Here is a 25,373-nt window from a genome sequence, read left to right as displayed (position 1 = left end):
GTATGATCCGCAAAAGTGGAACCACTTTTGCGATAAGATCATGCTCCAGCTTTTGATATGGCGCGCCGCCCGCCAGGCTTGAGTTCCATGGTGGCGCTTGTTAAGCCTCCGGAGATGACCCCGTCCGTCACCGTGCGCCCAGTCCGCGGCAAGGAAGATCTCAGGACCTTCCTCGACCTGCCGTTTGCGCTTTATGCCGGAGACCCCAACTGGGTTGCGCCGCTCTATCTGGAGCGCCTTGAGCATCTCGATCCGAAGAAGAATCCCTATTACCGCCATGCCGAGGTTGAGCTGTTCACCGCGCTGCGCGGCGGCAGGCCGGTGGGCCGCATCTCGGCGCAGCTCTGCCGCCTGCGCGGCGAACACTATCAGGATGGCGTCGGGCAGTTCGGCTTTCTCGAAGCGGAGGACGATCCGGCGGTGTTCGCCGCGCTGCTCGATGCGGCGGCGGCCTGGCTGAAGCAGCGCGGCGCCACGGCCATCCAGGGTCCGTTCAGTTTCTCGATCAACGACGAGACGGGCCTGCTGATCGAAGGCTTCGACACGCCGCCCTCGGTGCTGATGGGCCACGCCCTTTCCTATTACGGACGGCGACTCGAAGAGGCGGGCTTCGCAAAGGCCAAGGACGTGATGGCCTATGACTTCATCGATCAGGGCGGCATGCCGCGCGCCCTCCGGTCGGCCTATGACAAGGCGATGGCCGACCCCGGCGTGGTGCTGCGCCCGCTGGACAAGAGGCAGCTGATGAGGGAACTGCGGATCATCGTCTCCATCGCCAACGATGCCTGGTCCGGCAACTGGGGTTTCGTGCCCTGGACCGAGGAGGAGATGACGGCGCTCGCCAACAATCTCAAGATGCTGGTGGCCGGCGACTACATCGCGATCGCCGAATACAAGGGCGAGCCGGCAGCCATGGCCATCACGCTCCCGAACGTCAACGAATGGATCGCCGGTCTGCATGGCCGGCTGCTGCCTTTCGGCTGGGCCAGACTGGCCTGGCAGCTGTTCTCCAGGCCACCCCGGTCCGTGCGCATGCCGCTGATGGGGCTGCGCCGGAAGTACCACGGCACTGCGCTGGGGGCGGTTCTGGGCATGGCGGCGATCGCGCGGGTCTGGTCCTATCACGTGGGCCGCGGCACGGGGCGCGCCGAGGCCTCGTGGATCCTCGAGGACAACATGCCGATGCGCCGCATGATCGAGAGCTTCGGCGGGCGACCCTACAAGACCTACCGGATTTATGAGAAGTTAATCGGTTAGGCGCTATCCGCTTCAAGCAGCGGAGCGCTGCGCCCTCGCCTTTGTCCGTCAGCCGGATGTCCGCCGTTTCCGTGTTCACGCTCGCCCATCTCTCCGACCTGCATCTCGGGCCCCTGCCGGCGGGCGCGGCGCACCGTCATTTTGCCCTCAAGCGCGCCATCGGCGTGATAAACTGGCGCCTCACGCGGCAGCGCGTGCACAGCCCCGCCGTGGCGCTGGCCATTGCCGCCAATATCGTGCGCACCGCGCCTGACCACGTTGCCCTGACGGGCGATATTGTGAATGTGGCGGCGCCCGCGGAGTTCGCCGCCGCCGAACGCTGGATGAAGGCCTTCGGCGGGGCCGACTGGATCAGCTTCGTGCCGGGCAACCATGACTGCTATGTGCGCATGGCCTGGACGCACGGCCTCTCGCACCTCGAGCCCTATATGCGGGGCGACATGCGGGTGAACCTCACGCAGACGACTCCGCAGATCATGACGCCCTTCCCCTATGTGCGCCTCCGGCGCAACGTGGCGCTGATCGGCCTGTCGACCGGCGTGCCGCAGCCGCTGCACCGCGCCGCGGGTGAGCTTGGCGGCACGCAGCTGAAGTCGCTTGCCCAGCTGCTGCACGACCTGCGCGAACGCGGTTATGCCCGCGTGGTGATGATCCACCATCCGCCGCTCCCCGGCCTCGCCCAACCGCGCAGGGCGCTGATCGACGCAAGCCTGCTGCGCGCCGTGCTGGAGGAACACGGTGCGGAACTGGTGCTGCACGGCCACAACCATAAGCACATGACCAACAGCTTCCTTTCCCGTTTCGGCATGGTGCATGTGCTGGGCGCGCCCTCCGCCTCGGTGGCCCGGGACCGCCGCCAACCGCCGGCCGCCTGGAACCTCTGCCGCATCCAGCGCCAGGCGGGAAAATGGCAGATCGACGTTTCGGTCCGCGGCTATGACCCGGCCAGCCGGGAGGTGGTTCCGCTCAGAGAATTCGCCCTTCCTTACTGAAGCTGGCATGGCTAAAGCATTTTCAGGTCAGGTGGACACGGGTTGACCGTCGAAAATGCGACCAGACAAAGAGACAGGGCAGGTTTCGATTCCATTGAACCGAAGCCTGCTCTAGATTGCACGGGTTACTGAGTACCCTCCCCTCCGGAAGCTGAAAACACCTTGCTGCTCCCCATCGTCGACAGGCACGTCATGCGGCAGGTGTCGCTGCCCTTAGCCGGGGCGCTGGTGATCGGCTTGCTGATGCTGCTGGCCGACCGCATGGTGCGGCTGCTCGACACGACGCTGGGCAAGAAGAACTCCTTTTCCGTGGTGTTCGAGATGCTGGCCTATCTCGTGCCGCACTATCTCGGCACGGCGTTGCCCGCCGCGCTCTTCCTCGGCCTGCTGCTGGGCTTCGGCAAGATGTCGGCCAATTCCGAAACCGACGCCTACATGGCCTCCGGCATCGGCCTCAACCGCATGGCGCGGCCGGTGATCCTGATGGGCGTGGCCATCAGCCTGATCTCGCTCGTCATCATGGGCTGGCTCCAGCCCCATGCCCGCTATGCCTACCGCTCGGTGGTCTTCGACGTGCAGAACGTCGAGGTGTTCTACCTCGCCGAGGAAGGCGTGTTCATGCAGGCGGGCGGCCGCACATTCATCATCGACAAGCTCAACCGCGCCGCCAATTCCTTCGAACACGTCTTCATCTACGAGAACAAGGGCGCCAGCGGCTCCGACACCGTCACCGCCTCGCGCGGCCGGCTGCTCGAGAGTCCGGCGGGCCAGCGCCCCACGCTCCACCTCGAGGATGGCCACCGCCTCACCTTCAAGACAGCGCCCGATGTCGGCGCCGCCGAACCGGCCATCGGCGAGGCGACGGAGTTCGCCCTCGCCGACACGCCGCTCGGCCGTATTTCGAAGGATATCTTTCGTCCGCGCGGCGGGGACGAGCGCGAGCTGACGCTTCCCGAACTCGTTTCCGCGCTGGACAATCCGCCGCCCAGGGCCAGCCGCGAGAATGTCAATTCCGAACTCAGCGAGCGTCTGGTGACAGCGGTGAGCATTCTCATCCTGCCCTATCTCGCCATTCCCTTCGCGGTGGGCCTCCGGCGCAGCGCGCGAGGCTTCCGCACCGGCGTCGCGCTGGTGCTGATCGTCGTCTACAACGAGATCATCCACCAGGGCGCGGCGCTTGCCAACAAGGGCATCGCATCGCCGCTGGTCACCATGTGGCTGCCGTGCCTGCTGCTGGCGCTGTTCGCCGGCTGGCGCTACATTTCCGCCTGCTTCACGCTGCGCAACGACCCGGTGAGTGCTGTCATCGACCGGGCGGGGGACGTCCTCCGGAACCTGCGCGACAACCTGGTGCGCCGCCTCGGATGGGGATCCCCGGCATGATGAAAATCCTCGGCTGGATGCTGAACCGCATGGTGGCGATCCGTTTCTTCGGCATTCTTCTCGGCATCTCCTTCTTCGTTCTGTCGCTGGACGTGCTCACCAACGCCAGGGACCTGCAGGCGCTGCGCCCCAATGACATGACGATCCTGCTGCAATACATGCTCTACCGCGCGCCCGCGGTGCTGGTGAACTACATGAGCATTTCCATGCTGCTCGCCATGCTGCTGAGCCTCACCGAACTGAGCTACCGAAATGAAATGGCGGCGATGTGGGCGGCGGGCGTGTCGCCGGCGCGCCTCATCGTCATGCTGCTGCCGCTCGCCTTCCTGGCGGGCGGCATCAATTTCGTGCTGACGGACACCGCCATTCCCGCCACCACGCCGCAGCTGCGCGACTGGGGCATCGGCGACTATGGCGCGGAGAAGCTGAAGATGGGCGAGAAGGACCCGATCTGGATGCGCGCCGGGCCGGACATTCTGCGCGCCGCCGGCGCCAACGCCGACTCGACCAAGCTCGACAACGTCATCATTTTCCGGCGCGACGGTCAGGGCCTGCTGCGCGAACAGATCTACGCCAGGAGCGCCAAACTCGCGGACGGCCGCTGGACGCTGTCCGACGTGCTCATCTACTACCGCGACAATCTTCAGCCGTCGCGGCTGGAGGCCCTCGTCTATTCCGGCAACATGAAACCGGCGCAGGCCGGTGCGCGCTCCGGCGCGCCGGAGGACATGGCGCTGACGGAACTCTTCTACTTCATCGACAACCAGGGCTTCGGCATCCGCCCCGTCTGGGTCTATGAGACCTGGGCCAACAAGCGCATTTCGCTGTTCTTTTCCGGCCTGCTGATGATGGGGCTGTGCATTCCGCTGGCCACGCGCTTCCGCCGCGGCGGCGGGCTGGGCGCGCTCTTCGCGGTGGGGGTGGGCCTCGGCTTCGTCTACTTCATCGTCGACGGAATAGCGCTCACCATGGGCGAACTCGGCTTCGTCAAGCCATGGCTCGCCGCCTGGCTGCCGATCCTCGCTTTCGGCTCGCTGGCCGTGGTCATGACGCTCCGGTCGGAGACGGTGTGACGGCGGGTCCGCGCCATGCGGGGGTGATTATCAATCCCCATGCCGGCCGTGGCAACGGAAAGGGCCAGGCGCTGGCCGGGAGGCTGCGCGGCGACCCCGGCATATCGCTCTGCCTGCTTGATCGTTTCGAGCACCTTGAAGACGCGATCGGCCGCATGGCGCAGGACGGGGTGACGGACCTGTTCATCAGCTCCGGCGACGGCACGGCCCAGGAAATCCTGACCCTGATCGCCGAGCGCGGCGAATTCCGGGGGCTGCCCCGCATCTGCCTCCTGCCGCATGGCACCACCAATCTCAGCGCCAACGACCTGGGCTTCCGCAGCCACTCGATTGCCGCGCAGTCGGATTTCGTGCGCAACCTCAATGCCACAGCGCTGGTCACGCGCAACACCATCCGCTGCGCCAATCCCGGCGACGGCAAGGTGCGGCACGGCATGTTCGTGGGCGCCGGCGCCATCGCGGTGGCGACACAGCACTGCCAGCAGGCGCTCAACGACCGGGGCGTGAAGGGCCAGTGGGCGGCGGCCAAGACGCTGCTGGCCGCGGTGGGCAAGTATCTCTTCGCAGCGCCCCGCGCCGATGACGCGGAACGCTTCGACCGCCCCTATGCGATTTCCGTTGCCGCCGGCGGGCGCCTTATGACGCAAGGCCCTCAGCTGCTCCAGATGTCCACGACGCTCGACACGCTGCTGCTCAACTGCCACCCCTTCTGGGGCGGCAAGACCGGGCCGATCCGGACAACGGCCATTCCCTACCCCGTTCCACCGGTGCTGCGCTGGATCCTGCCGGTGATGTATGGCGGCGAAACCGGCGCCAAGCCTCCGGGCACGGTGAGCTTCTGCGCCGGGGCGCTGGAGGTCGCCTCCGATTCGATGTTCGTCATCGACGGCGAGTTCTTTCCGCCGCCGGCAGGCGAACCGCTGCGGCTGGAGACGGGGCCGCTCTTCACTTTCATCAGGGGTTAGTCTCCCCCCTCATCATCGCCGGGCTCGTCCCGGCGATCTTTTGTCGCCCGCCAAAAAGGCTACCCGGGACAAGCCCGGGTATGATGAATGAGAGAAGCGATCATGGAGCGGACCTACCCGTTTGCCACCTTCCTGCCATGGCCCTGCGCCACCACGTCGCCGAAGAGTTCGATGATGCGGTCGAGGTCGGCGTCGCTGTGCGCGGCGGACACCGAGCAGCGCAGCAGGCAGAGCTTGTTGGGCGTGCCCGGGGGCAATGCGATGTTGACATAGACGCCGGCCCTCAGCAGCGCATTCCACATGGCGATCGTCGAGGGCTCGTCGGGGCAGCGCACCGCGACGACGGGGCTCGCCTCGCCGCAGCCCAGTTCGAGGCCCAGCGCCCTGAAGCCCTCGAACAGCCGCGCCGAGTTCTCCGCCAGGCGCTTCCTGCGCTGCGGCTCGGCCGCCAGCTTGCGGACCGCCGCGATCGAGGTGGCGACCGAGGCCGGGGATGAGGAGGCCGTGAACATATAGGGCCGCATCGCAAAACGCAGGTATTCGAAATAAGGGTGATCGCCCGCGCCGAAACCGCCGATGGCGCCAACGCTCTTCGAGAAGGTGCCGACCACGAAGTCCACCTCCTTCTCGAGCCCCGCCTCGTCCGCCAAGCCGCGGCCATGGGGACCCAGCACGCCGAAGCTGTGCGCCTCGTCGACGAGCAGCTGGAAGCCGTGCTTCTTCTTCACCGCGATGAAATCGGCCAGCGGCGCGCGGTCGCCCATCATGGAATAGATGCCTTCGAGCACCACGAGCTTTCCGCCTTCATCCTCCTCCGCGCGCGACAGCCGCTTGTCGAGATCGGCCGCGTCATTGTGGCGGAAACGCACCAGCTTGGCGCCCGACAGCGTGCAGCCGTCATAGATCGAGCTGTGCGAGTCGGCGTCGAGGTAGATCGTGTCGCGCGGGCCCGCGAGGCCCGACATCATGCCGAGGTTCGCCTGATAGCCGGTGGTGAAGACGATGCAGTGCCTGCGGCCGAGGAATGCCGCGAACTCGGCTTCGAGCTGTTTGTGAAGCGCAAAGGAACCGTTGGCGATGCGCGAGCCGGTGGTGCCGGTGCCGTATTCGGCCAGCGCCTTCTGGCCCGCGGCGATGCACTCGGCGTCGAAGGTGATGCCCATGTAGTTGTTGGTGCCCGCAAGAATGGTCTCGCGGCCGTTGATCAGCGCGCGGGTGGGCGAGAGCATCTTCTCGTTCACCACGCCGACGGCGTCGCCGCCCAGCGCCTTCATGCGGGCGTGGCGTTGGGCAATCGCTTCGAGCTTGGCGAGCAGGTCCATGCCTTAACCCTTCCCGGTTCGCGCCTCGACGACCCTGGCGAGGTCGGCGACGGTGCGGGTTTCCGACAGCACGTTGAGCGGAATTTCGATGTCGAAATGATCCTCCACCTCCATCACGAAGTCCATGACGGTGACGGAGTCGATGTTGAGGTCGGTCGAGATGTCGGTCGCGGCAGAGAGCGCCGCGCCATTGGTGTTGAAAGGTTCGAGCAGCGTGCAGAGCTGGGAGACGGTGTCGGTCATTGAAACGTCCTTGAACTGGCGGTCCTTCTATCGGCGCCGCGCCCCCGAGGCAACCACCCGGCCTTGCGGTACCAGGTCACGGTTTCGGCAAATCCCGTGTCGAAGGGCGTGGGATCGGGAAGCGACAGGCCGCCCGGATGCGCCACCCAGTCAGGGTGGTAGAGCTCGGCGATCTTGCCGCGGTTCACCATGCCCGGCTTGCCGGTGAGGCGCGCCAGGCCTTCCGCCACATGGGCGACGGCGGCCGGCACGGCCCGCGGCAGGAAAATGGCCCGCACCGGGCCGCCACGGAAGGCGGACGCAGTGCGGATCAGGTCCGCCCAGCCATAGCCGCCCTGCCTGCCGTCGCTCACCTCGTGCAGGCCCTGCGCCCCGCCCTCCACGACCAGCGCGATCAGGCGGGCGAGGTCGCGCCCATGGATCAGCGAAAAGCGCGCGGAGGCAATCCCCGGAATGGCGGCCACGGGCCTGGTCAGTTCCCTGATCAGCGGCAGCGTGCCCTTGTCGCCCGGCCCATAGACGGCGGGCGGGCGGATGATAATGGCATTGAGAGCCGCCATGCGGGCAAGCACGATCTCCTCGCCTGCCCGCTTGCTGGCGGCATAGGCCGAAAGCTGCGGCTGGCTGGCGGCGAGCGAGGAGATATGGACGAAGCGGGAAACGCCCGCCTCCTGCACAGCGTGGACCAGCGCCCGCGTGCCCTGTTCGTTGACCTTGAAATAGTCCGCGCGGCTCAGTGCGGCGAGCGCACCGGCGAGATGGACCACGCCATCCGCCCCCGCCGTCAGCCGCGCCAGGGCGCCTGCGTCGGCGAGATCGCCCTGCACCGTCTCCACGGCGGCGGGCAGCCCCGCCGTTTCCGGGTTGCGCACCAGCGCGCGCAGGCGGTGGGCGCGCTGCAGAAGCTCGGTCACGGCGTGCCGCCCGGCAAAGCCCGTGGCGCCGGTTATGGCGATTGTCTTGCTCATGAATTCCGGCGCGGCGGGCACGCCCGCCTCAGTGAACGGCCCCGACTCGGTCCAGATCGGCGGCCGGCCTCAGCACGGACAATTCGGCAATCTCGCCCGAAAGGAACTTCTGCTTGGCGGCGGCGCGGGACAGCTTGCCGGAGGAGGTGAAGGGCAGGCTCTTCGGCGGCACCATCACCACCTTGCATTCAACGCCGGCGGAACGGTGCACGACGGCGGACACATCATGGCGCAGAGCCTCGATCAAGGCCTTGTCCTGCATGCGGCACTGCACCAGCACGGTGACCTCATCCTCGCCCGCGTCATTCTCCACGGCGAAGGCGGCGACATCGCCATCGCGCAGCGGTTCGATCTGCTCGGCGGCCCATTCGATATCCTGCGGCCAGATATTGCGGCCATTATGCAGGATCAAGTCCTTGGCGCGGCCGGTGATCACGATCTCGCCGTCAAGCCAGTAGCCCATGTCACCGGTGTCGAGGAAACCGTCCTGGCCGACGACTGCGGCGGTGGCCTCGTCATTATGGTAATAGCCCGTCATCCGGCTCGGGGAGTTGACGAAGATGCGGCCCACGGCGCGCGCGCCCAGAACATTGCCGCGCCCGTCGCGGATCTCGACGGCCGATCCCGGCATCGGGCGGCCGCACGCCACGAAGCTGCGCGCCGATGGGCCCTGGGAGGGGACGGCGCGGCCTTCATGCTTCAGCGCGTGGCGGTCGATCGTGTCGATGCGGATCGCCTTGCCGGGATCGACAACGGAAATTGCCAGCGTCGTCTCGGCCATGCCATAGCTCGGCAGGAAGGCCTCCGGACGGAAGCCGGCGACGGAGAGATGCGCCGCGAAGCCTTCCAGCACGTCGGCGCGCACCATGTCGCCGCCGATGCCGGCAATGCGCAGATGCGACAGGTCCAGCGTCACCGCCTCGCCATTGATCCGGCGGGCGGCAAGGTCATAGCCGAAGCTCGGCGAATAGGTGATGGTCGACTTGTTGTCCGACATCAGCTTCAGCCACAGGGCCGGGCGGCGCGCGAAGGACGCAGTGGCGAGAAAATCCACGCTTACCTGCCCCATGGCGGCCGACAGGCAGAAGCCGACAAGACCCATGTCGTGATACAGCGGCAGCCAGGAGAAGGCGCGATCCTCGGGGGTGATGCGCATGCCGTCGCGCAGAATGCCGCGCGTATTGGACATGATGGCCTGCTGCGAGATCAGCACGCCCTTGGGGCTTGACGTCGATCCCGAGGAATACTGGATATAGGCGTCTTCATCCACCCTGAAAGGCTCGAGCTTGGCGGCGGCTTCGGGCAGCGCCTGGAGTTCGGCATGGGTCAGCACGCGGCGCGCACCCGCACGGGCCGCACCCTCGCTGATGTGGCCGAGCAGGTCTTCGCCCGTCACCACGGTCTGGACCTTGGCCGCGGCGAGCATGCCGGCCACACGGCCGACGTAGCTGTCCCTGCCGCCGATATACATGGTGAAGGGAATCGGGCAGGCAATGAGGCCGGCATACTGGCAGCCGAAGAAAACCGCCATGAACTCAGGCCCCGTCTCGGCGACGACCGCAACACGGTCGCCGCGCCTGAGGCCGAGCGAAAGCAGCTTGCGCGCCGTGGAGACCGCCTGGCGGCGCAGCTCGGCATAGGGCAGCACGCCCTGCAGCTGGCCGCGCGGAGAATAGAAATTGAAGCCGGTGACGCCCCTGGCGGCGTAATCCAGCCCTTCGGCAAGCGTGCCGAAGCCGGCGAGATTCTGGGGAAGGCTGCGGTTTGAGGACGGCGTAACCGATCCGGCCGTTCCGGCGTCAGTGATCCGCTTCAAAGCACTCTGCATGCAATCACTACCTTGCCAATCCCTGAATACTTGCCGCGAAGCCGTCCACACCACGAAGTTCCCGCCCGAAACCGGTAATTTTTCGTAACAGCGGTGATGAGTCCGGGGAAATCAAATGTTGTTTCAGTTTGTAACGAACGGCGGATGAATGACATTAGCCGAAAAGAATCAATGTCTTATAACACCACGATAGAGCGCCGCGGCAACCAGTGCCAAGGCCCCGAGCGCAACGCCTGAAACCCAGGCCAGAACGGGCGCCGCCAAACTGTATTGCGCCGCAGCGTTCGCGCGCCACGGGGCGATGCGCCATGTGACGGCGGATGGCTTCCGCCGCCTGCCCGCGGTCAACTCCTTCGAACAGAATGTCGCGGCTGTCCTGCCTGTCCCGCGGCAGGCGGTAGGTGCGGCGGTCAGGCTCCATCACGACCTGGGTGGTCAGGTCCCGCCACAGCTGCGGCGGGTCCCCCGGCAGCAGCGCGGAGGATTAGAGCCCGGCCTCCTCCGCCTCGTCGGCCGCTTCCGACAGCAATTGCGAAATCTCCTTCAGCGCTGTCTTCTGCTTCGGGCTGAGCTCGGCTTTGGGTTTGTCGAGCATCGCCGATACCTCGTTGCGCAGCTGGTCGAGGCGGGCGGTGAGCTCAGCGCTGGCCATGATCGCTCCCCCGGTCCGGGTGGCAGCGCTTGCAGGCCCTGAGGCCTGCCGCGCGGGCCGCCTCCCGTGTGTCGAAAAACCTCACGTTCTGGCGCTTCGGCCGCCCGGCGCACTGGGGCCGGCAATAGATCCCCGTGGTCACCACGCCGCACCAGAACAGCCCGTCGGCAGCGCGGTCGCGGTCCGCAACTGCCTGCCAGCGCGCGTCGTCTGTTCGATAGGGGGAAACGTTCATCGTATGTCACTCCTTGCTTCGCAGCCTTGTGTGGGCTGGCTTGTCTTGGCCGGTGCGGGCCGGCAGCGCCACCCGTTTTCCGCTATTGCGCGGTGAAGCCGCCATCGAGCAGGATCACCTGGCCGGTGATCATGTCGGAGGCGGAGGAGGCGAGGAACAGGATAAGGTCCGCCACCTCGGTCGTCCGCCCGAAGCGGCCGGCGGGGATTTTGGCCTTCATCGGGCCGCCCTTGGCGGGGTCGCCCCACACCATCTCGCCCATGGGGGTGAGGATCACCGTGGGGCAGATCGAGTTGGACTGCACATTGTGCTTCGCCCATTCCACCGTCATCGCCTTGGTCAGCATATTGAGCCCGCCCTTGGAGGCGCTGTAGGCCGCATGGTCGTCCAGTGCCGCAACACCCGACTGGGAAGAGATGTTGATCACCTTGCCCATGCGCTGTTCGATCATCTTCGGCGCCAGCGCCTGGGCGAGCAGGAAGGGGGCGCGCAGGTTCACGTGGTTGAGCCACTCCCAGTCCTCGACCGGCGTGTCGATGATCGACTTGATGGAGGTCACTCCGGCATTGTTGACGAGAATGTCGATGGCGCCGAAGGCGTCGAGCGCCTGGCGCGCCGCGTCCTTCGGGCCCTCGACGGTTGCAAGATCGGCCGAAATGGCAACGCAGCGGCGGCCCAGCGCCTCCACCTCTTTCTTCACCGCGGCAAGCCCCGCCGCGTCGCGCCCCACGGCGGCAATGTCAGCGCCCGCATCCGCCAGCACGCGGCAGGTCTCGAAGCCGATGCCCTTGGTGGCCCCGGTCACCAGCGCACGGCGGCCTTCGAGTGAAAATCGCTTGGTCCATTCCGCCATGTCTCACCCCTCCCTTTACCCTACCGCTCTTCGAAGGGTCTGGCGAGCAATCCCGCAAAGCCCCGGTCCTTCAGCCCTTCCGCGCCGACCGGCATCTCCGGCGTCCGCACCGTCGGGCTGCGGCTGGCGAACAGACGGTCCCAGACGGAGAGCAGCGCGGCATAATTCGAATCCGTATCCCGCCGGACCGCATGATGGTGCACCCAGTGGATCGACGGCGTGACGATGATCCATGACAGCGCGCGCTCCAGCTTCGGCGGCAGCCTCACATCCGAATGGTGGAACAGGGTGTTGAAGGCCAGCAGCGTCTCGAACACCACCACACTCAGCAGCGGAATGCCGAGCAGCAGGATCACCCCCGCCCGCGCCAGCGACGACATCAGCACCTCGCCGAAATGAAAGCGCAGCGCTGAACTTGCATCGAGAAACTCATCCAGATGATGAACTTCATGGAAGCGCCACAGCAGCGGCCATTCATGGTTCGCCCGGTGCCACCAGTAAATCCACAGGTCGAGCACGAGGATGTCGAGGGCGAGTCCCGTCCAGCCGCCCCACCACGGGGGCCGCCAGCCCAGCGCATGCGAGGCCGCGAAAGCTGACACCGGCACCACGATCAAGGGCGACAGCAGCGCGTTGAACCCGGCGAGCGAGAGGTTCTTCGCCACCCGGCGGAATCCCCCCACCACCTTCGCCAGCGGAAACATCCGCTCCAGCGCCAGCAGCAGCACGAGCCAGCCCAGCACCGCGGCGACCTTAAAGGCGAGCAATCCGGAGAGCTGTTCCATCAACCTTCTTCCACCTTTGCTGCCTGGCTTCCACAGGCCCCCATGCGTTTCAGCACATAGGCCGTGGCCGCCGGCATGAACAGGGCAAGCCCGATATAGCGCGCCATCTGATGGGCGCCCACATAGGCAGGGTCGAGGTTCAGCGAAAAGGCCATGATGGTCATGGCATCCAGACCTCCCGGCGAGAAGGCCAGCAAGGTGAGCGCGAAGGGAAGGTTGGAGAACCAGGCCGCCACCGCCGCCCCCGCCATGGCGATCGCCAGCGCGATGACGAAGCCGGAGAATCCTTCGACGAGCGCCGCACGGAACTCGGCCAGAGTGAAATGCGAAAAGCGCGCCCCGATCATGACACCCAGGACGACATTTGCTGGAATCAGGACGGACATCGGCGCGGCGCCCGCGACCAGTCCGGAAAGCTCCAGCCCGGCGCTTGCCAGCATCGGCCCCAGCATCAGCCCCGCCGGCGCCTTCAGCCATTCGAGCGCATAGCCCGCCGCGGCCGACACGACGACCAGCAACAGGATGTCCCACACCCCGCCGATCTGGGCGAGCGACATCGTGAGGTGATCCCCCGGCGGCCTCAGCCAGGTGATGACGGTCGGCAAAGCCGCCACGAGGAAGAACAGCCTTATGCATTGCGCGATGGTGACCCGCCGCATATCGGCCGTGGTGCTGCTTGCCAGCAGCAGGGTGAGTGACAGCGCCCCGGGCAGGCTGGCGAACAGCGCGGTGGGCACATCCCAATCATGCCGCCGGATGTAATAGGCCATGCCGGCCCAGGTGACGGCAACCACCGTCAGGCAGAGGAAAGCGATGGAGACCGGCCAGTGTATGGCCCGGTCCAACGTATCCCAGGACACCGCCGTGCCGGTCTGGATGCCGAGAAAGATGAAGGCCACGGCGCGCAGCCAGTCCGGCATGCCGATCCTCACCTGCGCGAAGACGGCGGCAATCGCCGCCATCATGCTGCCCGCCAGCCACGGCGCTGGAATGCCGAGAAGCCAGAAGGCCAGTCCGCCGGCGGCGCCGATCAGCAGGCCAGCGGCCGTGTCACGCATGGCGCGCCTTCAACACGGCATCCACGAATTCGGCGAAGCCGTGGCCTCCCTCGCCCTGCGTCACATAGTTCGGCAGATGCGCCATCAGCTTCGCATAGGGCCTGATATTGGCCACGCCAATCCCCAGCGGGAACACCGCGAACATCGGCGCGTCATTGGGCGAGTCACCGCAGTAGGCGATGTGGTTCAAATCCGTTTCAATCCTGATATCAAGGGATTCGGCGAGGAACCTCCTGCTCATGGTGAGCTTGTCATGCGCACCGAACCAGGCATTCACGTGGATGGACGAAACCTTCGCCGCGGCCCCCTCGGCGTGGAATGCCTCGGCGATCTTCTGCGCGGTGGCCAGCGGCAGCGGCGGCACGTCCTCGCGGAAGTCGATCACCACGTCGATCTCGCGATAGGCCTGGTCGGAGGCGATCGCCGTGCCGGGAAAATCCGCCAGCACCTGATCGGCGATCTTCCAGAGTGTCTTGCTGTTGGCGCGCCGCAGCTCGGGGGGCTGCGCATAGACGCGGATCATCTTTTTCGCCGCCTCGTCATAGCGGAAAGACAAGGCGCCATTCTCGCCCACCACGCCATCGACCGGCCATTGCCGCGCGATCAGGTCGCACCAGCCGGCGGGCCTTCCCGTGATGGGCACGACCTTGATGCCGGCGCGCCGCAATTTCCACAATGCATCAAAGGCTTCCGCCGGAAGCCTGCCATGAAGGGTGAGCGTGTCGTCGATGTCCGTGAGCACCGCCTTCACGCCAGCGAGAAGGGCGCGCGGGGCCTGTGCGAGGGGCTGCATGGTCATGCGAGGCTGGGCCGGTCGGGCGAGAAGGTGGCAAGCAGAGGGTCGCGCGTGCCGTTGAGCAGTTCCTGCGCCGCGAACAGGCCGAGGGCTGCTGCCAGCGTCACGCCCGAGTGGGTGACGACGAGATAGAGCCCGTTCTTGCCGTGCGGCCGGCCGATGGCGGAGAAGCCATCCGCCGGGGTGGGCCGGTAGCCGACGGTGAAAAAGGCGAGGCCCAGCCCCTCCGCCCCCTCGACCATCGCCCCGACCTTTGCCTGCAGGTCTGCGGCGAGCGCTTCCGCATTGCCCTCGGGGTCTGCTCCGGCGAAGTCGGCGCCCGCCACGATTCGCCCCTCCGCCGTCTGGCGGATATGGAGGCCGGGAGTCATGACGAGGCCGTTCAGCAGTTTCGGAGCGGGTTTGGAATGGGAGAGGAGACCGGCCGGCGCACTCATCCTCAGGGTGATCCCCACGCTGTCGAGCAGCTGGGCCGTGTTCGCTCCCGCCGCCACCACTGTCTCGTCGGCGTGGATCACGCCCTCGTCGGTCATCACGCCGGTGACCCTGCCATGCTCCTCCGCCAGCCACTTCACCGGCATGCCGGAGATCACATCCGCACCCGCGGCACTGGCGGCGGACAGCAGCGTCCGGGCGGTGGCAAGCGGCTCCAGCATGCCCTCGCCGGCAGCGAAGTAGCCGTAATCGGGAAGCTGCCTGAGGTTCGGCTCGACGGCATGGATTTCCTCCCGCCGCAGCCTTCTCAGCGGCTGGCCCCATTGCGCGCGTTCTGCGGCATGGGCATCGAGTTCCGCGGGCGGCAGATCCCAGATAAGCCCGCCGCACCAGTTGATGGCAAGCCCACCGATCTCCGATTGCATCCTGTGCCAGTGATCGATCGAGCGGAGGCGCAGGCGGAAATAGGGCTCGGGGTTCCCCCAGCTCGCGTTGATCCAGGCCCAGCTCGCCCTCGTGGCCAGGCCACCCGTCCCGCCCGCCTCGATCACCGTCACCTCCGCCCCGGCCTTCGCCAGATGCCAGGCAATCGACGCCCCGATGATGCCCGACCCGATGACGATGACCCGCTTGGCCATTGCTTCCCTCCCCCGCCCCTTCCGCGCCATAGGCCCTCAGAACCTGACGCCCGCCGCCCCCTTGGTCTCCAGCATGGCGCGTGCCTCATCGGCGCTCGCGATGTCGATCGACAGCTCTTCCAGAATATGCCGGATCTTGGCGACCAGCGCCGCGTTGGACGGCGCGAGCTGGCCCTTGCCGAGATAGAGATTGTCCTCGAGCCCGACGCGGACGTTCGCCCCCATCGTCGCCGCCATGGTGGTGAAGGGCAATTGGAAGCGGCCCGCCGCCAGCACCGACCAGTGATACTGCTCGCCGAACAGCCGCTCCGCCGTCTCGCGCATCACCATCACATTCTGCGGGTCCGGCCCGATGCCGCCCAAAATGCCGAAGATCGTCTGCACGAACAGCGGCGGCGTGACCAGCTTGCGGTCGAGGAAGTGGGCAAGCGTATAGAGGTGGCCCACGTCATAGCACTCGAACTCGAACTTCACGCCATGGCCCTTGCCCAGGCGTTCGAGGATCTTCTCGATGTCGCCGAAGGTGTTGCGGAAGATGAAGTCCCTGGAATTCTCGAGATGCGCGCGCTCCCACTCATGCGCGAAGGCGGAATAGCGGTTGAGCATCGGGTAGAGGCCGAAGTTCATCGAGCCCATGTTGAGCGAGGTCATCTCGGGCGAGAAGGCCTCAGCCGCCCTGATGCGCTCGTCGATGCTCATGCCCTGGCCGCCGCCCGTGGTGATGTTCACGATGGCGCCGCAGCCCTGCTTGATGCGCGGCAGGAACCGGTTGTAGGTCTCGGGCTCGCCCGAGGGCCTGCCGTTTTCGGGGTCGCGCGCATGAAGATGCAGGATGGCGGCCCCCGCCTCCGCCGCCTCCACCGCCTGGGTGGCGATCTCGTCCGGCGTCACGGGGAGGTGCGGCGACATCGACGGCGTGTGGATCGAGCCGGTGATGGCGCAGGTGATGATGGTCTTGTTCTTCTTGCGCAAAAGGGCCTCCCTGGGGTGCTGGAATTTGCCCCAAGGCTACCGGGCATTGTCCGTTCCGTCACGCACAAGTTTGGGCAGGCGGGCCATGCAAGTTTGCCGCAAGCGGCGGAGTTTAGCTTTCCGCTGAAACCAACAACGCGGGGGACACGCACCATGACCTCGATCCTGCGCATCCTGCTTGCCGCCGTATCCGCCGCCGCCGGGCTCCTCGCGCTCTACCTGATCCGCAGTCCGGGCGGCATTGCCAATTCCAAGGCCTGGGAGCTGGGCGCGGTTGTTGTGCTCACCGCCGCAACGCTGCTCAGCACCGTGTGGGACACGCTGCGGGCTCCGAAACCCAGGCCTGAAGCCGTGCCGGCTCTGGCGGAACCTGCCGCTCCGGACGCCTCCGCCGCCGCCTCCGACCCGGTGCAGACCGAGGTCACCAAGCTTCTGTCGCTGTTGCGCCAGCATGCCGAGGCGAACGAGAACTTCTCCACCGTGTTGGAGCGCGCCAAGGAGGAGCTGCACGAAAGCCTCAAGATCGAGCAGGTGCGCATCATCATCTCCTATCTGATGATCGAGAACGACAATATGAAGGCCCGCACCTCCAACCTGCAGGCGAGCCTCGAAACCTCGCAGAAGCAGATCGAGAAGCTCAAGACCAACCTCGCCAATGCGGAGGCGCAGGGGTTGAGCGATCCCTTGACCGGCCTCAAGAACCGGAGAGGCTTCGACGTGGTTCTGGCCTCCCATGTCGCAGCCGCCAGGAATGGCGGCCAGCCCCTCTCCCTCATCATCGCCGACATCGACCATTTCAAGTCGATCAACGACCGTTATGGCCACCCGGCGGGCGACGACGTTCTCAGATGGTTCGCCAGGATCCTGTCGAGCAACGTCAAGGGCCGCGACACGGTGGCGCGCTATGGCGGCGAGGAGTTCGCCATCGTGCTGCCGGCAACACCCGTCGACAACGCCTTCAAGATCGCCTCGCAGATCAAGGCCCAGTTCGAGGCGCAGTTCTGGCAGAAGCCCGGCGCCCCCAACACCATGCTCCGGGTGACGGCCAGCTTCGGCGTTGCCCAGCTCGAAGGCTCCGAAGGCACCTCGGCGCTGGTCGCCAGGGCCGACGCCAAGCTCTACGAGGCCAAACAGGGCGGCCGCAACCGCGTGGCGGCCTAGCCTTTAAGCCGCCGCGCGGGCCTTCAGGCGGTGGCCACCGCAGCGGGATCGCGTCTGCACATCCATTCCCGAAACTGGCGGCAGCGGCTCACTCCCGGATGCCCCGCCCGGCGCGCCATTCCGCCGGCAGCGCATCTGGAGCAGGTTTCGTTCCGGCGGAATTGCCTGAGGGAGAAGAAGATGCCCTTAGGGCAAAGGCGGCTGCCCCCTGGGGTGTGCGGCCCAAACTAAAACCACCGCCAAAATGAACTCAATCGGCTGTTCCCACAATCCCGTTGCACGCTGTTGCATGATCGTCATATAGACTTGGAAAGACATTGGAAGCCGGAATGAAAACCGGACCGGTCACACAATCAAGCACCGGCACTGGCGCTGGTGCGAACACGGAGGACGATACTTAATGAAGAAGCTGACATCCGCGCAGGAAACCATGCGCGCCGCGTCTCTGTCGCGCCGCACCCTGCTCAAGTCCGCCGCCGCGCTGGGCGCGGTGGGCCTCGCTGGTCCGCTCTATGTCAAGTCCTCGCTCGCATCCTCGGGCGAAGTGAACTTCATGGGCTGGGCCGGATATCCCGATCTCGCCGCCAAGGTGTTCCCGGCCTTCACCGCCGACACCGGCATCAAGGTGAACTTCACCGAGCAGGCCAGCCAGGACGACATGTACGCCCAGGCCAAGCTGTCGCTGCAGACCGCCGCTTATGACGTTGTGGAGCCCACGGGCGACCGGGTTGGCGGCTGGGCCGCCGATGGCCTCGTGCAGGGCTGGGACACCAACAAGCTCGCAATGGACAATTATCTGCCGGGCCTCGCTGACGGCAAGGCCGGCGAAATGGCCACCGTTGACGGCAAGCGCATGATCGTTCCGTCCGTCTGGGGCACCGAAGCCATCGTCTTTTCCAAGAAGGACTTCCCGACCGAATACGGCAAGGCCTCGCTGGGCGACCTCTGGGGTCCGAATCTCGATGGCAAGATCTGCATCCGCGCCCACTCCTCGCTCGCCGCCATGGGCCGCTGGCTCGACTCGGAAGGCAAGCTGCCGAAGCCCTGGCTCGACAGCTACAAGGACGAAGCCACGATGAAGGAGCTGTGGGACATCGCTCTCGCGGAAGCCATCAAGCACAAGGCCAACGTCGTGCAGTTCTGGTCGGGCGAGAACGAGGCGCAGGCCGCTTTCCGCACCAATGGCGCGACCCTTGGCCTCAACTGGGATTCGACCGGCTTCAACCTGGCGCCGGACGGCTTCGGCTTCGTGGCGCCCAAGGAAGGCGCCTTCGCCTGGAACCAGGGCTTCGTGCTCATGTCCAACGCGAAGAACACCGAGCAGTCCACCGAATTCGCCAAGTGGGTGTCGACCGCCAAGGGCTCGGCCGCCTGGGCTTCGGCCTTCAAGGCGAACGCCGTGGGCAAGGGCGGGCCGGAGCTCGCCGACGAGGCCGTGAAGGCCTTCTACAACGCCGCCTATCCGGGCGATGCGCTCTCGAAGCTGTGGTGGTGGCCGGCCCAGCCGGGCTGGTTCATCAAGCTGCGCGGCGAATACGCCGACAAGTGGAAGGCCGCATAAGCCAGGTCGCTTGGATCTGTGGGCCGCCGGGTTGTAATGACCCGGCGGTTCGCTTTATGATGAACCAATTCTTAAGAAATTCCGCTCCGGGGGAGTAACGCGCCGATGAGTGCTGGCGTCGATTTGCAAAATGTGTCCTGCGACTTCGGCAAGTTCCGCGCCGTCGACAAGGCCAACGTCTCGATCAAGCCCGGCGAATTCTTCTCCTTCCTCGGCCCCTCGGGCTGCGGCAAGACAACGATCCTGCGCATGGTGTCCGGCTTCATCGACCCTTCCGAGGGCCAGATCAGGATCGGCGGCCAGGACATGAACGGCATCCGCCCCAACAAGCGCCCCACCGCGCTCATCTTCCAGAACCTCGCCCTCTTCCCGCTCATGCCGGTGTGGGAGAACATCTCCTTCGGCCTCGAGGTGCGCGGGGCCTCGAAGGACGTCCGCCGCGCCAAGGCCGAGGAACTGCTGAAGCTGGTCGACCTGCATGACTCTGCCGACAAGGCGATCTCGCAGCTTTCGGGCGGCCAGAAGCAGCGCGTGGCCATTGCCCGCGCGCTCGCCGTGGAGCCGTCCGTCATGCTGCTTGACGAGCCGCTCTCGGCGCTCGACCTCAAGCTCCGCCAGCACATGCGCGCCGAGCTGCGCGCCATCCAGAAGCGCACCAAGGTCACCTTCATCTACATCACCCATGACCAGGGCGAGGCGCTCGCCATGTCGGACCGCGTGGCCGTCATGAGCCAGGGCAAGATCCAGCAGATCTCCACCCCGCAGGAGATCTACAACGCGCCGGTCAACGGCTTCGTCGCCTCCTTCGTGGGCGAGAACAACATTTTCAAGGGCAAGGTGACGTCGATCGACAGCGGCAGGTGCAGCTTCGAGACCGATGTCGGCGCCTTCACCGCGGCGCTTGGACCTGCGGTCGATGCCTCGACCATCGCCCGCCTTTATGTCCGCCCCGAATATTCCAGGCTGCAGGCGGCCCCTGCCGGGGGGGCCAACAGCATCCCCGTGACGGTGACCGACATCAGCTTCGAGGGCAACTTCATCCACGTCCACGCCGCCGACAGGACCGGCCGCCACCTCACCGTCGAGACCCGCAACGACGGCTCGGTCACGCTGCCCGCCATCGGCAGCGCGCAATATCTGTGCTTTGACGCCGCCACTGCCCGCGTCCTCGCCGACCAGGGCATGAAAGATCCGGGCATCGACGAATGAGCGAGCTCCTGCGCCGCTACGGCCACACGCTCACCTGGACCTTCGTGGCCCTCACGGCTTTCTGGCTGCTGGTGCTGGTGATCCTGCCGCAGCTCTACTTGCTGGAGGAAAGCTTCCGCCTCTATCTGCCGCTCGCCGACATCGGCGGCCCCAGGGACGTCTACACGCTCGCCAACTACCGCTCCGCCTTCGAGCAGCCCATGGAGTGGAAGTTCTGGCTGCCCTTCGCCTCGAAACCGGTCATCCTGCCCATTGAGGCGCCGATCCGCGTCCAGGTCTTCGTCCACACGCTGCTCTACAGCACCGTCACCACGGTGATCACCCTGGTCCTGTGCTATCCGGTCGCCTATTACCTCGCCAAGGTGGCGAACCCGAAGAACGTGCCCCTGCTCTTCGTCGGCCTGCTGGTGCCGATGTGGGTGTCCGAAATCCTGCGCGCCTTCGCCTGGTTCATCATCCTGGCCTTCAAGGGTCCGCTCAACATGGCGCTGGTGAACATCGGCGTCATCGACTCGCCGATCCGCTGGATGACCGGTTTCAACTCCGTCACCTTCGGCCTCGTCTACGTCTACCTGCTCTTCATGCTGCTGCCGATCTACAGCGCCATCCAGTCGCTGGACACCAACCAGATCGAGGCCGCGAAGGACCTCGGCGCGCCGGGCTGGCGCACCCATTGGCGCGTCATCATCCCGCATTCGAAGCCGGGCATCGCGTCGGGCTGCGTCATGGTCTTCATGCTGGCCGCGGGCTCGATCCTCGTGCCCACGCTGCTTGCCTCCACCCAGTCGCGCTGGTTCACCGAGATCATCCAGCAGGCTATGTTCGAGTCCCAGGACTGGAACACCGGCTCGGCCTACGCCTTCATGCTGCTCGTCACCTGCACCGTCTTCGTGATCCTCGCGATGCGCGTGTTTCGCGTCAAGCTTTCGGACATTGCGAGGTAACAGCCCATGCGCTCCAGGTCCAACTGGCTGTTCCACCTCTACATCTTCATCTTCCTGCTCTACATGCTGCTGCCCCTCGTGGTGATGGGCGGCGCCGCCTTGAACGACTCGCGCTTTCCCTCGGTCTATCCGTGGGTCGGCTTCACCTCGCAATGGTTCGTCGAGCTGTTCCAGGACGCCCGCATGTGGCAGGCCTTCGTGAACACCATTCTGGTCGCCATCGCGGTGGTCATCATCTCGGTGCCCATCGGGGCCGCTGCGGCAATCCTCATCAACAGCATCGCGGGCACAACGCGCACCGTGCTTTACGGCCTCATGGTGGCGCCCATCCTCACGCCGGGCGCGGTCATCGGCATCTCGACGCTGCTGTTCTGGAACGAGTTCGGCGTGCCCGCCGGCCTGCACCTTTCGGCGCTGGGCCAGGCGTCCTACATCTCCGCCTTCGTCATGCTGCTCGTGCTCGCCCGCCTGCAGAGCTTCGACCGCGGGCTTGAGGAAGCAGCCCTCGACCTCGGCGCCAACTACAACCAGGTGGTCCGCCGCATCCTGCTGCCGCATCTCTATCCGGCATTGGGTGCCGGTGCGGCCATCGCCTTCTTCCAGTCGATCGAGAACTTCAACACCACGCTGTTCACCCGCGGCACCTATGACACGCTGACGGTCTATGTCTTCTCCAAGGTCAGGAGCGGCATAACGCCGACCATCAACGCGCTGGCGCTTATCCTCATCGTGGTGACGCTGGTCATCATGCTCTATTTCGAATGGGCCCGCCGCCGCAAGGAAAAGGCCCTGGTCGCGCGCGCCGACACGAAGGAACAGATCACCAAAGCCGAAGCCATAGGCCGCAACCAGCCCCAGGTCACCTTCCCGCCCACGCAGTAGGGAGGTTATAGAATACTTACATACGCTGCTATAGGCTTGAGATCAACAAAGGCTCATCATAGAGCCACATCAGGCAGGTGGGCTCGGACCTAAACCACGCGAACGTTCCCCATGCGAGATCAGGAAGGCATCTCTTGAACGGGCTATCTGAACGGTCTTCAAAGGCGGTTCCGAACAGACACTGATTTTCGGGAAATCCCGATTCCTTGATGTAGTGCCTCAATGCATCGCGTCTCGCCTGATTCATGGGACCGTCGCTGGCCACGACCTCCATAAAGACCAGCTGCGTTTCTTCTCCTGTTTCGCCCACGTCAGCGAGGATTATGTCGGGCAGAATCTTGTTTTGATCGATATTCAAGCCCAACGCCTTGGTTGTCTTCTCATCTTGATACCGGACTTTCGCACCGCTTTCCGAGAGCCAGAGCAATGCCGGTGTGGAAAGAAAATTCGGGGCAAAATGTTCGATCACAGCTTTTGAAATGATGGACGACGGACCGGGCGACAGCTTCGCCACAGTTCCATCTGGACAATTCACCAAGACCTGGCCGTGCGCCTTCAGCTTGCCCGCGACGAGCAAATTCACACGCGCGAGGGCTGCGGCCGTAAGATGCGTACCCCGCCAATTTGCGATAGCCGACTCCAGTGCGTCACCTTGTAGGTCCGGGTCAAATACTGCCGCGAAATCGGCCCTTAGAAAGTAGATGGGAAGGCTGGACGTTACTGCTTGCCCCGATAACTTCCCGACCGCTCCGATATGTTGCAATCCATGGCGAATAGTTTCATCCCGGATGGGCTCCCGAGTCGTATCGGCGTACCACCGCCTGCCATCGGGGCGGAAGCCTGGCTTCTGCGATCTGGAGAGCCACAGTGACCGGTCACCATCGCCCGTCTTCCCGGCTTGTTCTTCTGTGAAGAAATACACATGGCTTGGACGAAGGCGCCGGTCAGCACCCTCCACCATGCCGCCATATAGGAACACAAAGACAGTCTTCGCCGTCATCTCACGGACAAGGTTTTTCCGCATCTCCAGTCCACGCGGGAAAAGACGTTCAAGACGGTCATGGATATCGGCCACGCTCGGCAGTTTGGGCAGCGTCACGCAGCGGCCCTGGCGGAAGCTGCGGACCGCTCCAATTCGGACTGAACGGCCTCATCAATCTCACGGAGCGTGGGATGCGCGGAGATTCTATCGCCAATAGCTTCAATGACGCCCATCGGGGGTAGCGGCAGGGAGCGCAGTTCACTCGCGTTAATCTGCGTGCTTCCGGCTATTGACCTGAGGCGCCGGTCAACGATGCTGCTTGCCAACAATGCAGCCAGACCGCGAACTTCGGAAGCCGACATCTGTCCATTTGGGCGATGGATGTAGTTCAAGTGATTCTCCAATCCGATAACGGCGCCAGGCAGCGTACCCAGATAGGGCGCACAAACAGCCCGGCGCTGCTCTTCTTTCGGTGAAAATCGCCGCATGATCACCATCGGGGCATTTGCAACAAGCGTCCAAGCATTTGCGGCAGTGGCGCGAACGTGATCTGATTTCCTTAAGATGGGCCAATTAATCTCATGCTGGCCAACATGCTGCATCCAGAGAAGCGGAACGGTATCGAAGCCGGCAGTTGAACTGATAAACTCGCGGCAGCGGAATGCTACAACAGGACCAGTGCTAACTTTAAGTCCATATGTCGCCAAGGTCGCAGTCCATCCGCCGAGAGTGTCCACGCTGTCAGCTGGAAGTGAGACCCTCGCATGCTCATCATCAGAAAGAACTCTGCCTGCCGGGATAACTTGCACCAAAGCCTGGTCCAAGTCGGACATGCCGTGACTGCTGGAGAATCGAATGCTCGCGCGCTCCTCAGTGGACCTCCCATTTGCCCATGCAACGATTGTTTCCTGCAAGACGGCATCTTCCTCGAAGCTGTCTGTCCGGCTTTCGAAAGCGTGCAGGCTCTCGAAGGTGAGGTGCCTCATCATGGTCTGACGGACAGCCTTAAAGTACTGGCCATTCATCCAGCTGCGGGGAACGATGAAGCACCAACGTCCATCGGCAGGCGTTAGACGGGCCGTCGCCGCCATAAAAAGTCCATAGGCATTCGGTTGGCCATAAACCGCATAGTTGTGGCGGCGCGCCCGTTCATCGCTCGATTTCTTGAGTTTGAAGAAAGGTGGATTGGCGATAGTAATCAAGCCCTCAACCGGCGCGCCGCGCAGCGCCAATTCGGACAGGAGAAAATCCTCGCCACGGATATCGTACTCAAATCTTATCCCGGCAGCGGCGCAAAAGCCGCGGATTCGCCGGCAAACGGCTTCCAGGGTCGGAAGCAGCCGGATGTCCAGTTCATACAGCAGCGCCTCGATAACGGCAGGCGGACGCTGTCTTTCCAACAGCGCCTCAACCAAAGCAGCTATCAGGATGCCGCCACCCGCACTCGGCTCCAGAATACGGACATGCTGATGGTCCGCTGAAGACGCCAGTCGCTGCGCCATGAACTTGGCAATCTTCGGCGGAGTCATGAATTGACCAGATGCTTTCTGATCATCTCGTGTGATCCCGGCAACGAATGACCGCCCTGCATTATCGGCATAACGCAGGAGTGTATGCAGGCCATCATCCGGACGCCGGTTTGCAGCCAAACCCCCGTCGCCTGCTTGCAGTTGAGTCACCGAACAACCCCTATCAGGACAGCCAGTCGATTTCGATCCAGAATAGCAACAAATGCAGCCCAGTGTAATCGCAAAATCCCGATTCACCTCCGGAAGACGGAGACGCGCTCCGGGGGTTGAACCGCTTTTGAATTCTTTCTCGACCAGCCCCAGGCCACCTTCCCGCCCACGCAGTAGGGGGCACCCCGTCTCCTCGCCGCGGAAACGCCCGTTAAAGCTCCGACCGGAGAAACCCGCTCGGGCGCCAAGCTGGCAGAAATGAGCGACCCGGGCGGGGCGGGGGCGGCTGGGTTGAAGCGGAGATGGCATCAGCTACCCCCTTAAGCCATCTGCCGTGACCTCAAACCATCATCCGCCAACACCCTTCAAGCCGTCATCCGCCACCCCCCTTCAAGCCGTCATCCGCCACCCCCCTTCAAGCCGTCATCCCGGCGAAAGCCGGGACCCAGCTTTCTCACCGCGCTTGCTGAACCAAAGCGGGGCCCCGGCTTTCGCCGGGG

At 64.8% G+C, this 25,373-nt stretch carries 24 protein-coding genes; 10 read left to right on the top strand and 14 right to left on the bottom strand.

What is annotated here, in order from left to right:
- The first annotated feature begins 114 nt into the window (after nt 1–114).
- The 5 genes from IOC69_RS05745 to IOC69_RS05725 all read left to right on the top strand — a co-directional run bounded on the left by IOC69_RS05745 (nt 115) and on the right by IOC69_RS05725 (nt 5,670).
- Entirely contained in the window at nt 115–1,257 is a 1,143-nt protein-coding gene (locus IOC69_RS05745) for a dATP pyrophosphohydrolase (RefSeq protein WP_290542582.1), read from the top strand.
- A 56-nt stretch (nt 1,258–1,313) separates the two neighbouring features.
- A complete protein-coding gene (locus IOC69_RS05740) occupies nt 1,314–2,249 on the top strand; it encodes a metallophosphoesterase (protein ID WP_290542581.1) in 936 nt (311 codons plus the stop codon).
- Between the two features lie 162 nt (nt 2,250–2,411).
- A complete protein-coding gene (locus tag IOC69_RS05735; RefSeq protein ID WP_290542580.1) occupies nt 2,412–3,632 on the top strand; it encodes an LptF/LptG family permease in 1,221 nt (406 codons plus the stop codon).
- A complete protein-coding gene (locus tag IOC69_RS05730; protein WP_290542579.1) occupies nt 3,629–4,705 on the top strand; it encodes an LptF/LptG family permease in 1,077 nt (358 codons plus the stop codon). Before IOC69_RS05735 ends, IOC69_RS05730 begins: the two co-directional genes overlap by 4 nt.
- Nucleotides 4,702–5,670 carry a diacylglycerol kinase family protein gene (locus IOC69_RS05725; RefSeq protein ID WP_290542578.1) on the top strand — a complete coding sequence of 323 codons (969 nt, stop codon included), beginning with the start codon at nt 4,702–4,704 and terminating at the stop codon, nt 5,668–5,670. Before IOC69_RS05730 ends, IOC69_RS05725 begins: the two co-directional genes overlap by 4 nt.
- 113 nt (nt 5,671–5,783) lie before the next feature.
- Here IOC69_RS05725 and IOC69_RS05720 read toward each other — a convergent pair whose 3' ends face one another.
- The 12 genes from IOC69_RS05720 to IOC69_RS05665 all read right to left on the bottom strand — a co-directional run bounded on the left by IOC69_RS05720 (nt 5,784) and on the right by IOC69_RS05665 (nt 16,455).
- A complete protein-coding gene (locus IOC69_RS05720; protein ID WP_290542577.1) occupies nt 5,784–6,992 on the bottom strand; it encodes an aminotransferase class I/II-fold pyridoxal phosphate-dependent enzyme in 1,209 nt (402 codons plus the stop codon).
- A 3-nt stretch (nt 6,993–6,995) separates the two neighbouring features.
- Nucleotides 6,996–7,235 (bottom strand): acyl carrier protein, encoded by a 240-nt coding sequence (locus IOC69_RS05715; protein WP_290542576.1) that lies wholly within the window; start codon nt 7,233–7,235, stop codon nt 6,996–6,998.
- Nucleotides 7,232–8,203: an NAD(P)-dependent oxidoreductase gene (locus IOC69_RS05710; protein WP_290542575.1), complete on the bottom strand. Its 972-nt coding sequence runs from the start codon at nt 8,201–8,203 to the stop codon at nt 7,232–7,234. Before IOC69_RS05710 ends, IOC69_RS05715 begins: the two co-directional genes overlap by 4 nt.
- Before the next feature lie 28 nt (nt 8,204–8,231).
- Nucleotides 8,232–10,031, bottom strand: a complete 1,800-nt coding sequence (locus tag IOC69_RS05705; protein ID WP_290542574.1) for a fatty acyl-AMP ligase — start codon at nt 10,029–10,031, stop codon at nt 8,232–8,234.
- A gap of 484 nt (nt 10,032–10,515) precedes the next feature.
- On the bottom strand, nt 10,516–10,683 hold the full coding sequence (locus tag IOC69_RS05700) for a hypothetical protein (RefSeq protein WP_290542573.1): 168 nt from the start codon (nt 10,681–10,683) through the stop codon (nt 10,516–10,518).
- Entirely contained in the window at nt 10,670–10,918 is a 249-nt protein-coding gene (locus IOC69_RS05695; RefSeq protein WP_290542572.1) for an Ada metal-binding domain-containing protein, read from the bottom strand. The genes IOC69_RS05700 and IOC69_RS05695 overlap by 14 nt, the downstream gene beginning before the upstream one ends.
- Before the next feature lie 82 nt (nt 10,919–11,000).
- A complete protein-coding gene (locus IOC69_RS05690; protein ID WP_290542571.1) occupies nt 11,001–11,771 on the bottom strand; it encodes an SDR family oxidoreductase in 771 nt (256 codons plus the stop codon).
- Nucleotides 11,772–11,791: 20 nt separating this feature from the next.
- Nucleotides 11,792–12,556 carry a sterol desaturase family protein gene (locus tag IOC69_RS05685; RefSeq protein ID WP_290542570.1) on the bottom strand — a complete coding sequence of 255 codons (765 nt, stop codon included), beginning with the start codon at nt 12,554–12,556 and terminating at the stop codon, nt 11,792–11,794.
- Nucleotides 12,556–13,614, bottom strand: coding sequence for an AbrB family transcriptional regulator (locus IOC69_RS05680; RefSeq protein ID WP_290542569.1), 1,059 nt, complete (start codon nt 13,612–13,614; stop codon nt 12,556–12,558). Before IOC69_RS05680 ends, IOC69_RS05685 begins: the two co-directional genes overlap by 1 nt.
- The gene (locus tag IOC69_RS05675; RefSeq protein WP_366935500.1) at nt 13,607–14,413 is read right to left on the bottom strand and encodes an HAD-IIB family hydrolase; all 807 of its coding nucleotides are present in this window, start codon (nt 14,411–14,413) and stop codon (nt 13,607–13,609) included. Before IOC69_RS05675 ends, IOC69_RS05680 begins: the two co-directional genes overlap by 8 nt.
- Nucleotides 14,410–15,483, bottom strand: a complete 1,074-nt coding sequence (locus IOC69_RS05670) for an FAD-binding oxidoreductase (protein ID WP_290542568.1) — start codon at nt 15,481–15,483, stop codon at nt 14,410–14,412. Before IOC69_RS05670 ends, IOC69_RS05675 begins: the two co-directional genes overlap by 4 nt.
- A 36-nt stretch (nt 15,484–15,519) precedes the next feature.
- A complete protein-coding gene (locus IOC69_RS05665; protein WP_290542567.1) occupies nt 15,520–16,455 on the bottom strand; it encodes a 3-keto-5-aminohexanoate cleavage protein in 936 nt (311 codons plus the stop codon).
- Between the two features lie 153 nt (nt 16,456–16,608).
- On the opposite strand from IOC69_RS05665, the gene IOC69_RS05660 reads away from it, so the two are divergent.
- From IOC69_RS05660 to IOC69_RS05640, 5 genes are all read left to right on the top strand, one after another.
- The gene (locus IOC69_RS05660) at nt 16,609–17,616 is read left to right on the top strand and encodes a GGDEF domain-containing protein (RefSeq protein ID WP_290542566.1); all 1,008 of its coding nucleotides are present in this window, start codon (nt 16,609–16,611) and stop codon (nt 17,614–17,616) included.
- 400 nt (nt 17,617–18,016) lie between these two features.
- On the top strand, nt 18,017–19,177 hold the full coding sequence (locus IOC69_RS05655; protein ID WP_290542565.1) for an extracellular solute-binding protein: 1,161 nt from the start codon (nt 18,017–18,019) through the stop codon (nt 19,175–19,177).
- 105 nt (nt 19,178–19,282) lie between these two features.
- Complete coding sequence (locus IOC69_RS05650; protein WP_290542564.1) at nt 19,283–20,386, top strand: ABC transporter ATP-binding protein; 1,104 nt, start codon at nt 19,283–19,285, stop codon at nt 20,384–20,386.
- Nucleotides 20,383–21,330 carry an ABC transporter permease gene (locus IOC69_RS05645; protein WP_290542563.1) on the top strand — a complete coding sequence of 316 codons (948 nt, stop codon included), beginning with the start codon at nt 20,383–20,385 and terminating at the stop codon, nt 21,328–21,330. Before IOC69_RS05650 ends, IOC69_RS05645 begins: the two co-directional genes overlap by 4 nt.
- Before the next feature lie 6 nt (nt 21,331–21,336).
- Complete coding sequence (locus IOC69_RS05640; protein ID WP_290542562.1) at nt 21,337–22,212, top strand: ABC transporter permease; 876 nt, start codon at nt 21,337–21,339, stop codon at nt 22,210–22,212.
- Between the two features lie 28 nt (nt 22,213–22,240).
- On the opposite strand, the gene IOC69_RS05635 is transcribed toward IOC69_RS05640, so the two are convergent.
- Both IOC69_RS05635 and IOC69_RS05630 read right to left on the bottom strand, forming a co-directional pair.
- The gene (locus IOC69_RS05635) at nt 22,241–23,311 is read right to left on the bottom strand and encodes a BsuBI/PstI family type II restriction endonuclease (RefSeq protein ID WP_290542561.1); all 1,071 of its coding nucleotides are present in this window, start codon (nt 23,309–23,311) and stop codon (nt 22,241–22,243) included.
- Entirely contained in the window at nt 23,308–24,873 is a 1,566-nt protein-coding gene (locus IOC69_RS05630) for an Eco57I restriction-modification methylase domain-containing protein (RefSeq protein ID WP_290542560.1), read from the bottom strand. The genes IOC69_RS05635 and IOC69_RS05630 overlap by 4 nt, the downstream gene beginning before the upstream one ends.
- Between the last annotated feature and the right edge of the window lie 500 nt (nt 24,874–25,373).

Source organism: Aestuariivirga sp. (assembly GCF_020252405.1).
Classification (GTDB): domain Bacteria; phylum Pseudomonadota; class Alphaproteobacteria; order Rhizobiales; family Aestuariivirgaceae; genus Aestuariivirga.
The sequence above is the reverse complement of the archived record's forward strand: the minus strand, read 5'-3'. Positions and strand labels throughout refer to the sequence as shown.

Excerpts from the sequence above, each read along its gene's own strand:
- IOC69_RS05745 (WP_290542582.1), top strand. The coding sequence starts at position 115 with ATGACCCCGTCCGTCACCGTGCGCCCAGTCCGCGGCAAGGAAGATCTC.
- IOC69_RS05740 (WP_290542581.1), top strand. The coding sequence starts at position 1,314 with ATGTCCGCCGTTTCCGTGTTCACGCTCGCCCATCTCTCCGACCTGCAT.
- IOC69_RS05730 (WP_290542579.1), top strand. The coding sequence starts at position 3,629 with ATGATGAAAATCCTCGGCTGGATGCTGAACCGCATGGTGGCGATCCGT.
- IOC69_RS05720 (WP_290542577.1), bottom strand. The coding sequence starts at position 6,992 with ATGGACCTGCTCGCCAAGCTCGAAGCGATTGCCCAACGCCACGCCCGC.
- IOC69_RS05715 (WP_290542576.1), bottom strand. The coding sequence starts at position 7,235 with ATGACCGACACCGTCTCCCAGCTCTGCACGCTGCTCGAACCTTTCAAC.
- IOC69_RS05710 (WP_290542575.1), bottom strand. The coding sequence starts at position 8,203 with ATGAGCAAGACAATCGCCATAACCGGCGCCACGGGCTTTGCCGGGCGG.
- IOC69_RS05705 (WP_290542574.1), bottom strand. The coding sequence starts at position 10,031 with ATGCAGAGTGCTTTGAAGCGGATCACTGACGCCGGAACGGCCGGATCG.
- IOC69_RS05700 (WP_290542573.1), bottom strand. The coding sequence starts at position 10,683 with ATGGCCAGCGCTGAGCTCACCGCCCGCCTCGACCAGCTGCGCAACGAG.
- IOC69_RS05695 (WP_290542572.1), bottom strand. The coding sequence starts at position 10,918 with ATGAACGTTTCCCCCTATCGAACAGACGACGCGCGCTGGCAGGCAGTT.
- IOC69_RS05690 (WP_290542571.1), bottom strand. The coding sequence starts at position 11,771 with ATGGCGGAATGGACCAAGCGATTTTCACTCGAAGGCCGCCGTGCGCTG.
- IOC69_RS05685 (WP_290542570.1), bottom strand. The coding sequence starts at position 12,556 with ATGGAACAGCTCTCCGGATTGCTCGCCTTTAAGGTCGCCGCGGTGCTG.
- IOC69_RS05680 (WP_290542569.1), bottom strand. The coding sequence starts at position 13,614 with ATGCGTGACACGGCCGCTGGCCTGCTGATCGGCGCCGCCGGCGGACTG.
- IOC69_RS05675 (WP_366935500.1), bottom strand. The coding sequence starts at position 14,413 with ATGACCATGCAGCCCCTCGCACAGGCCCCGCGCGCCCTTCTCGCTGGC.
- IOC69_RS05670 (WP_290542568.1), bottom strand. The coding sequence starts at position 15,483 with ATGGCCAAGCGGGTCATCGTCATCGGGTCGGGCATCATCGGGGCGTCG.
- IOC69_RS05660 (WP_290542566.1), top strand. The coding sequence starts at position 16,609 with ATGACCTCGATCCTGCGCATCCTGCTTGCCGCCGTATCCGCCGCCGCC.
- IOC69_RS05655 (WP_290542565.1), top strand. The coding sequence starts at position 18,017 with ATGAAGAAGCTGACATCCGCGCAGGAAACCATGCGCGCCGCGTCTCTG.
- IOC69_RS05650 (WP_290542564.1), top strand. The coding sequence starts at position 19,283 with ATGAGTGCTGGCGTCGATTTGCAAAATGTGTCCTGCGACTTCGGCAAG.
- IOC69_RS05645 (WP_290542563.1), top strand. The coding sequence starts at position 20,383 with ATGAGCGAGCTCCTGCGCCGCTACGGCCACACGCTCACCTGGACCTTC.
- IOC69_RS05640 (WP_290542562.1), top strand. The coding sequence starts at position 21,337 with ATGCGCTCCAGGTCCAACTGGCTGTTCCACCTCTACATCTTCATCTTC.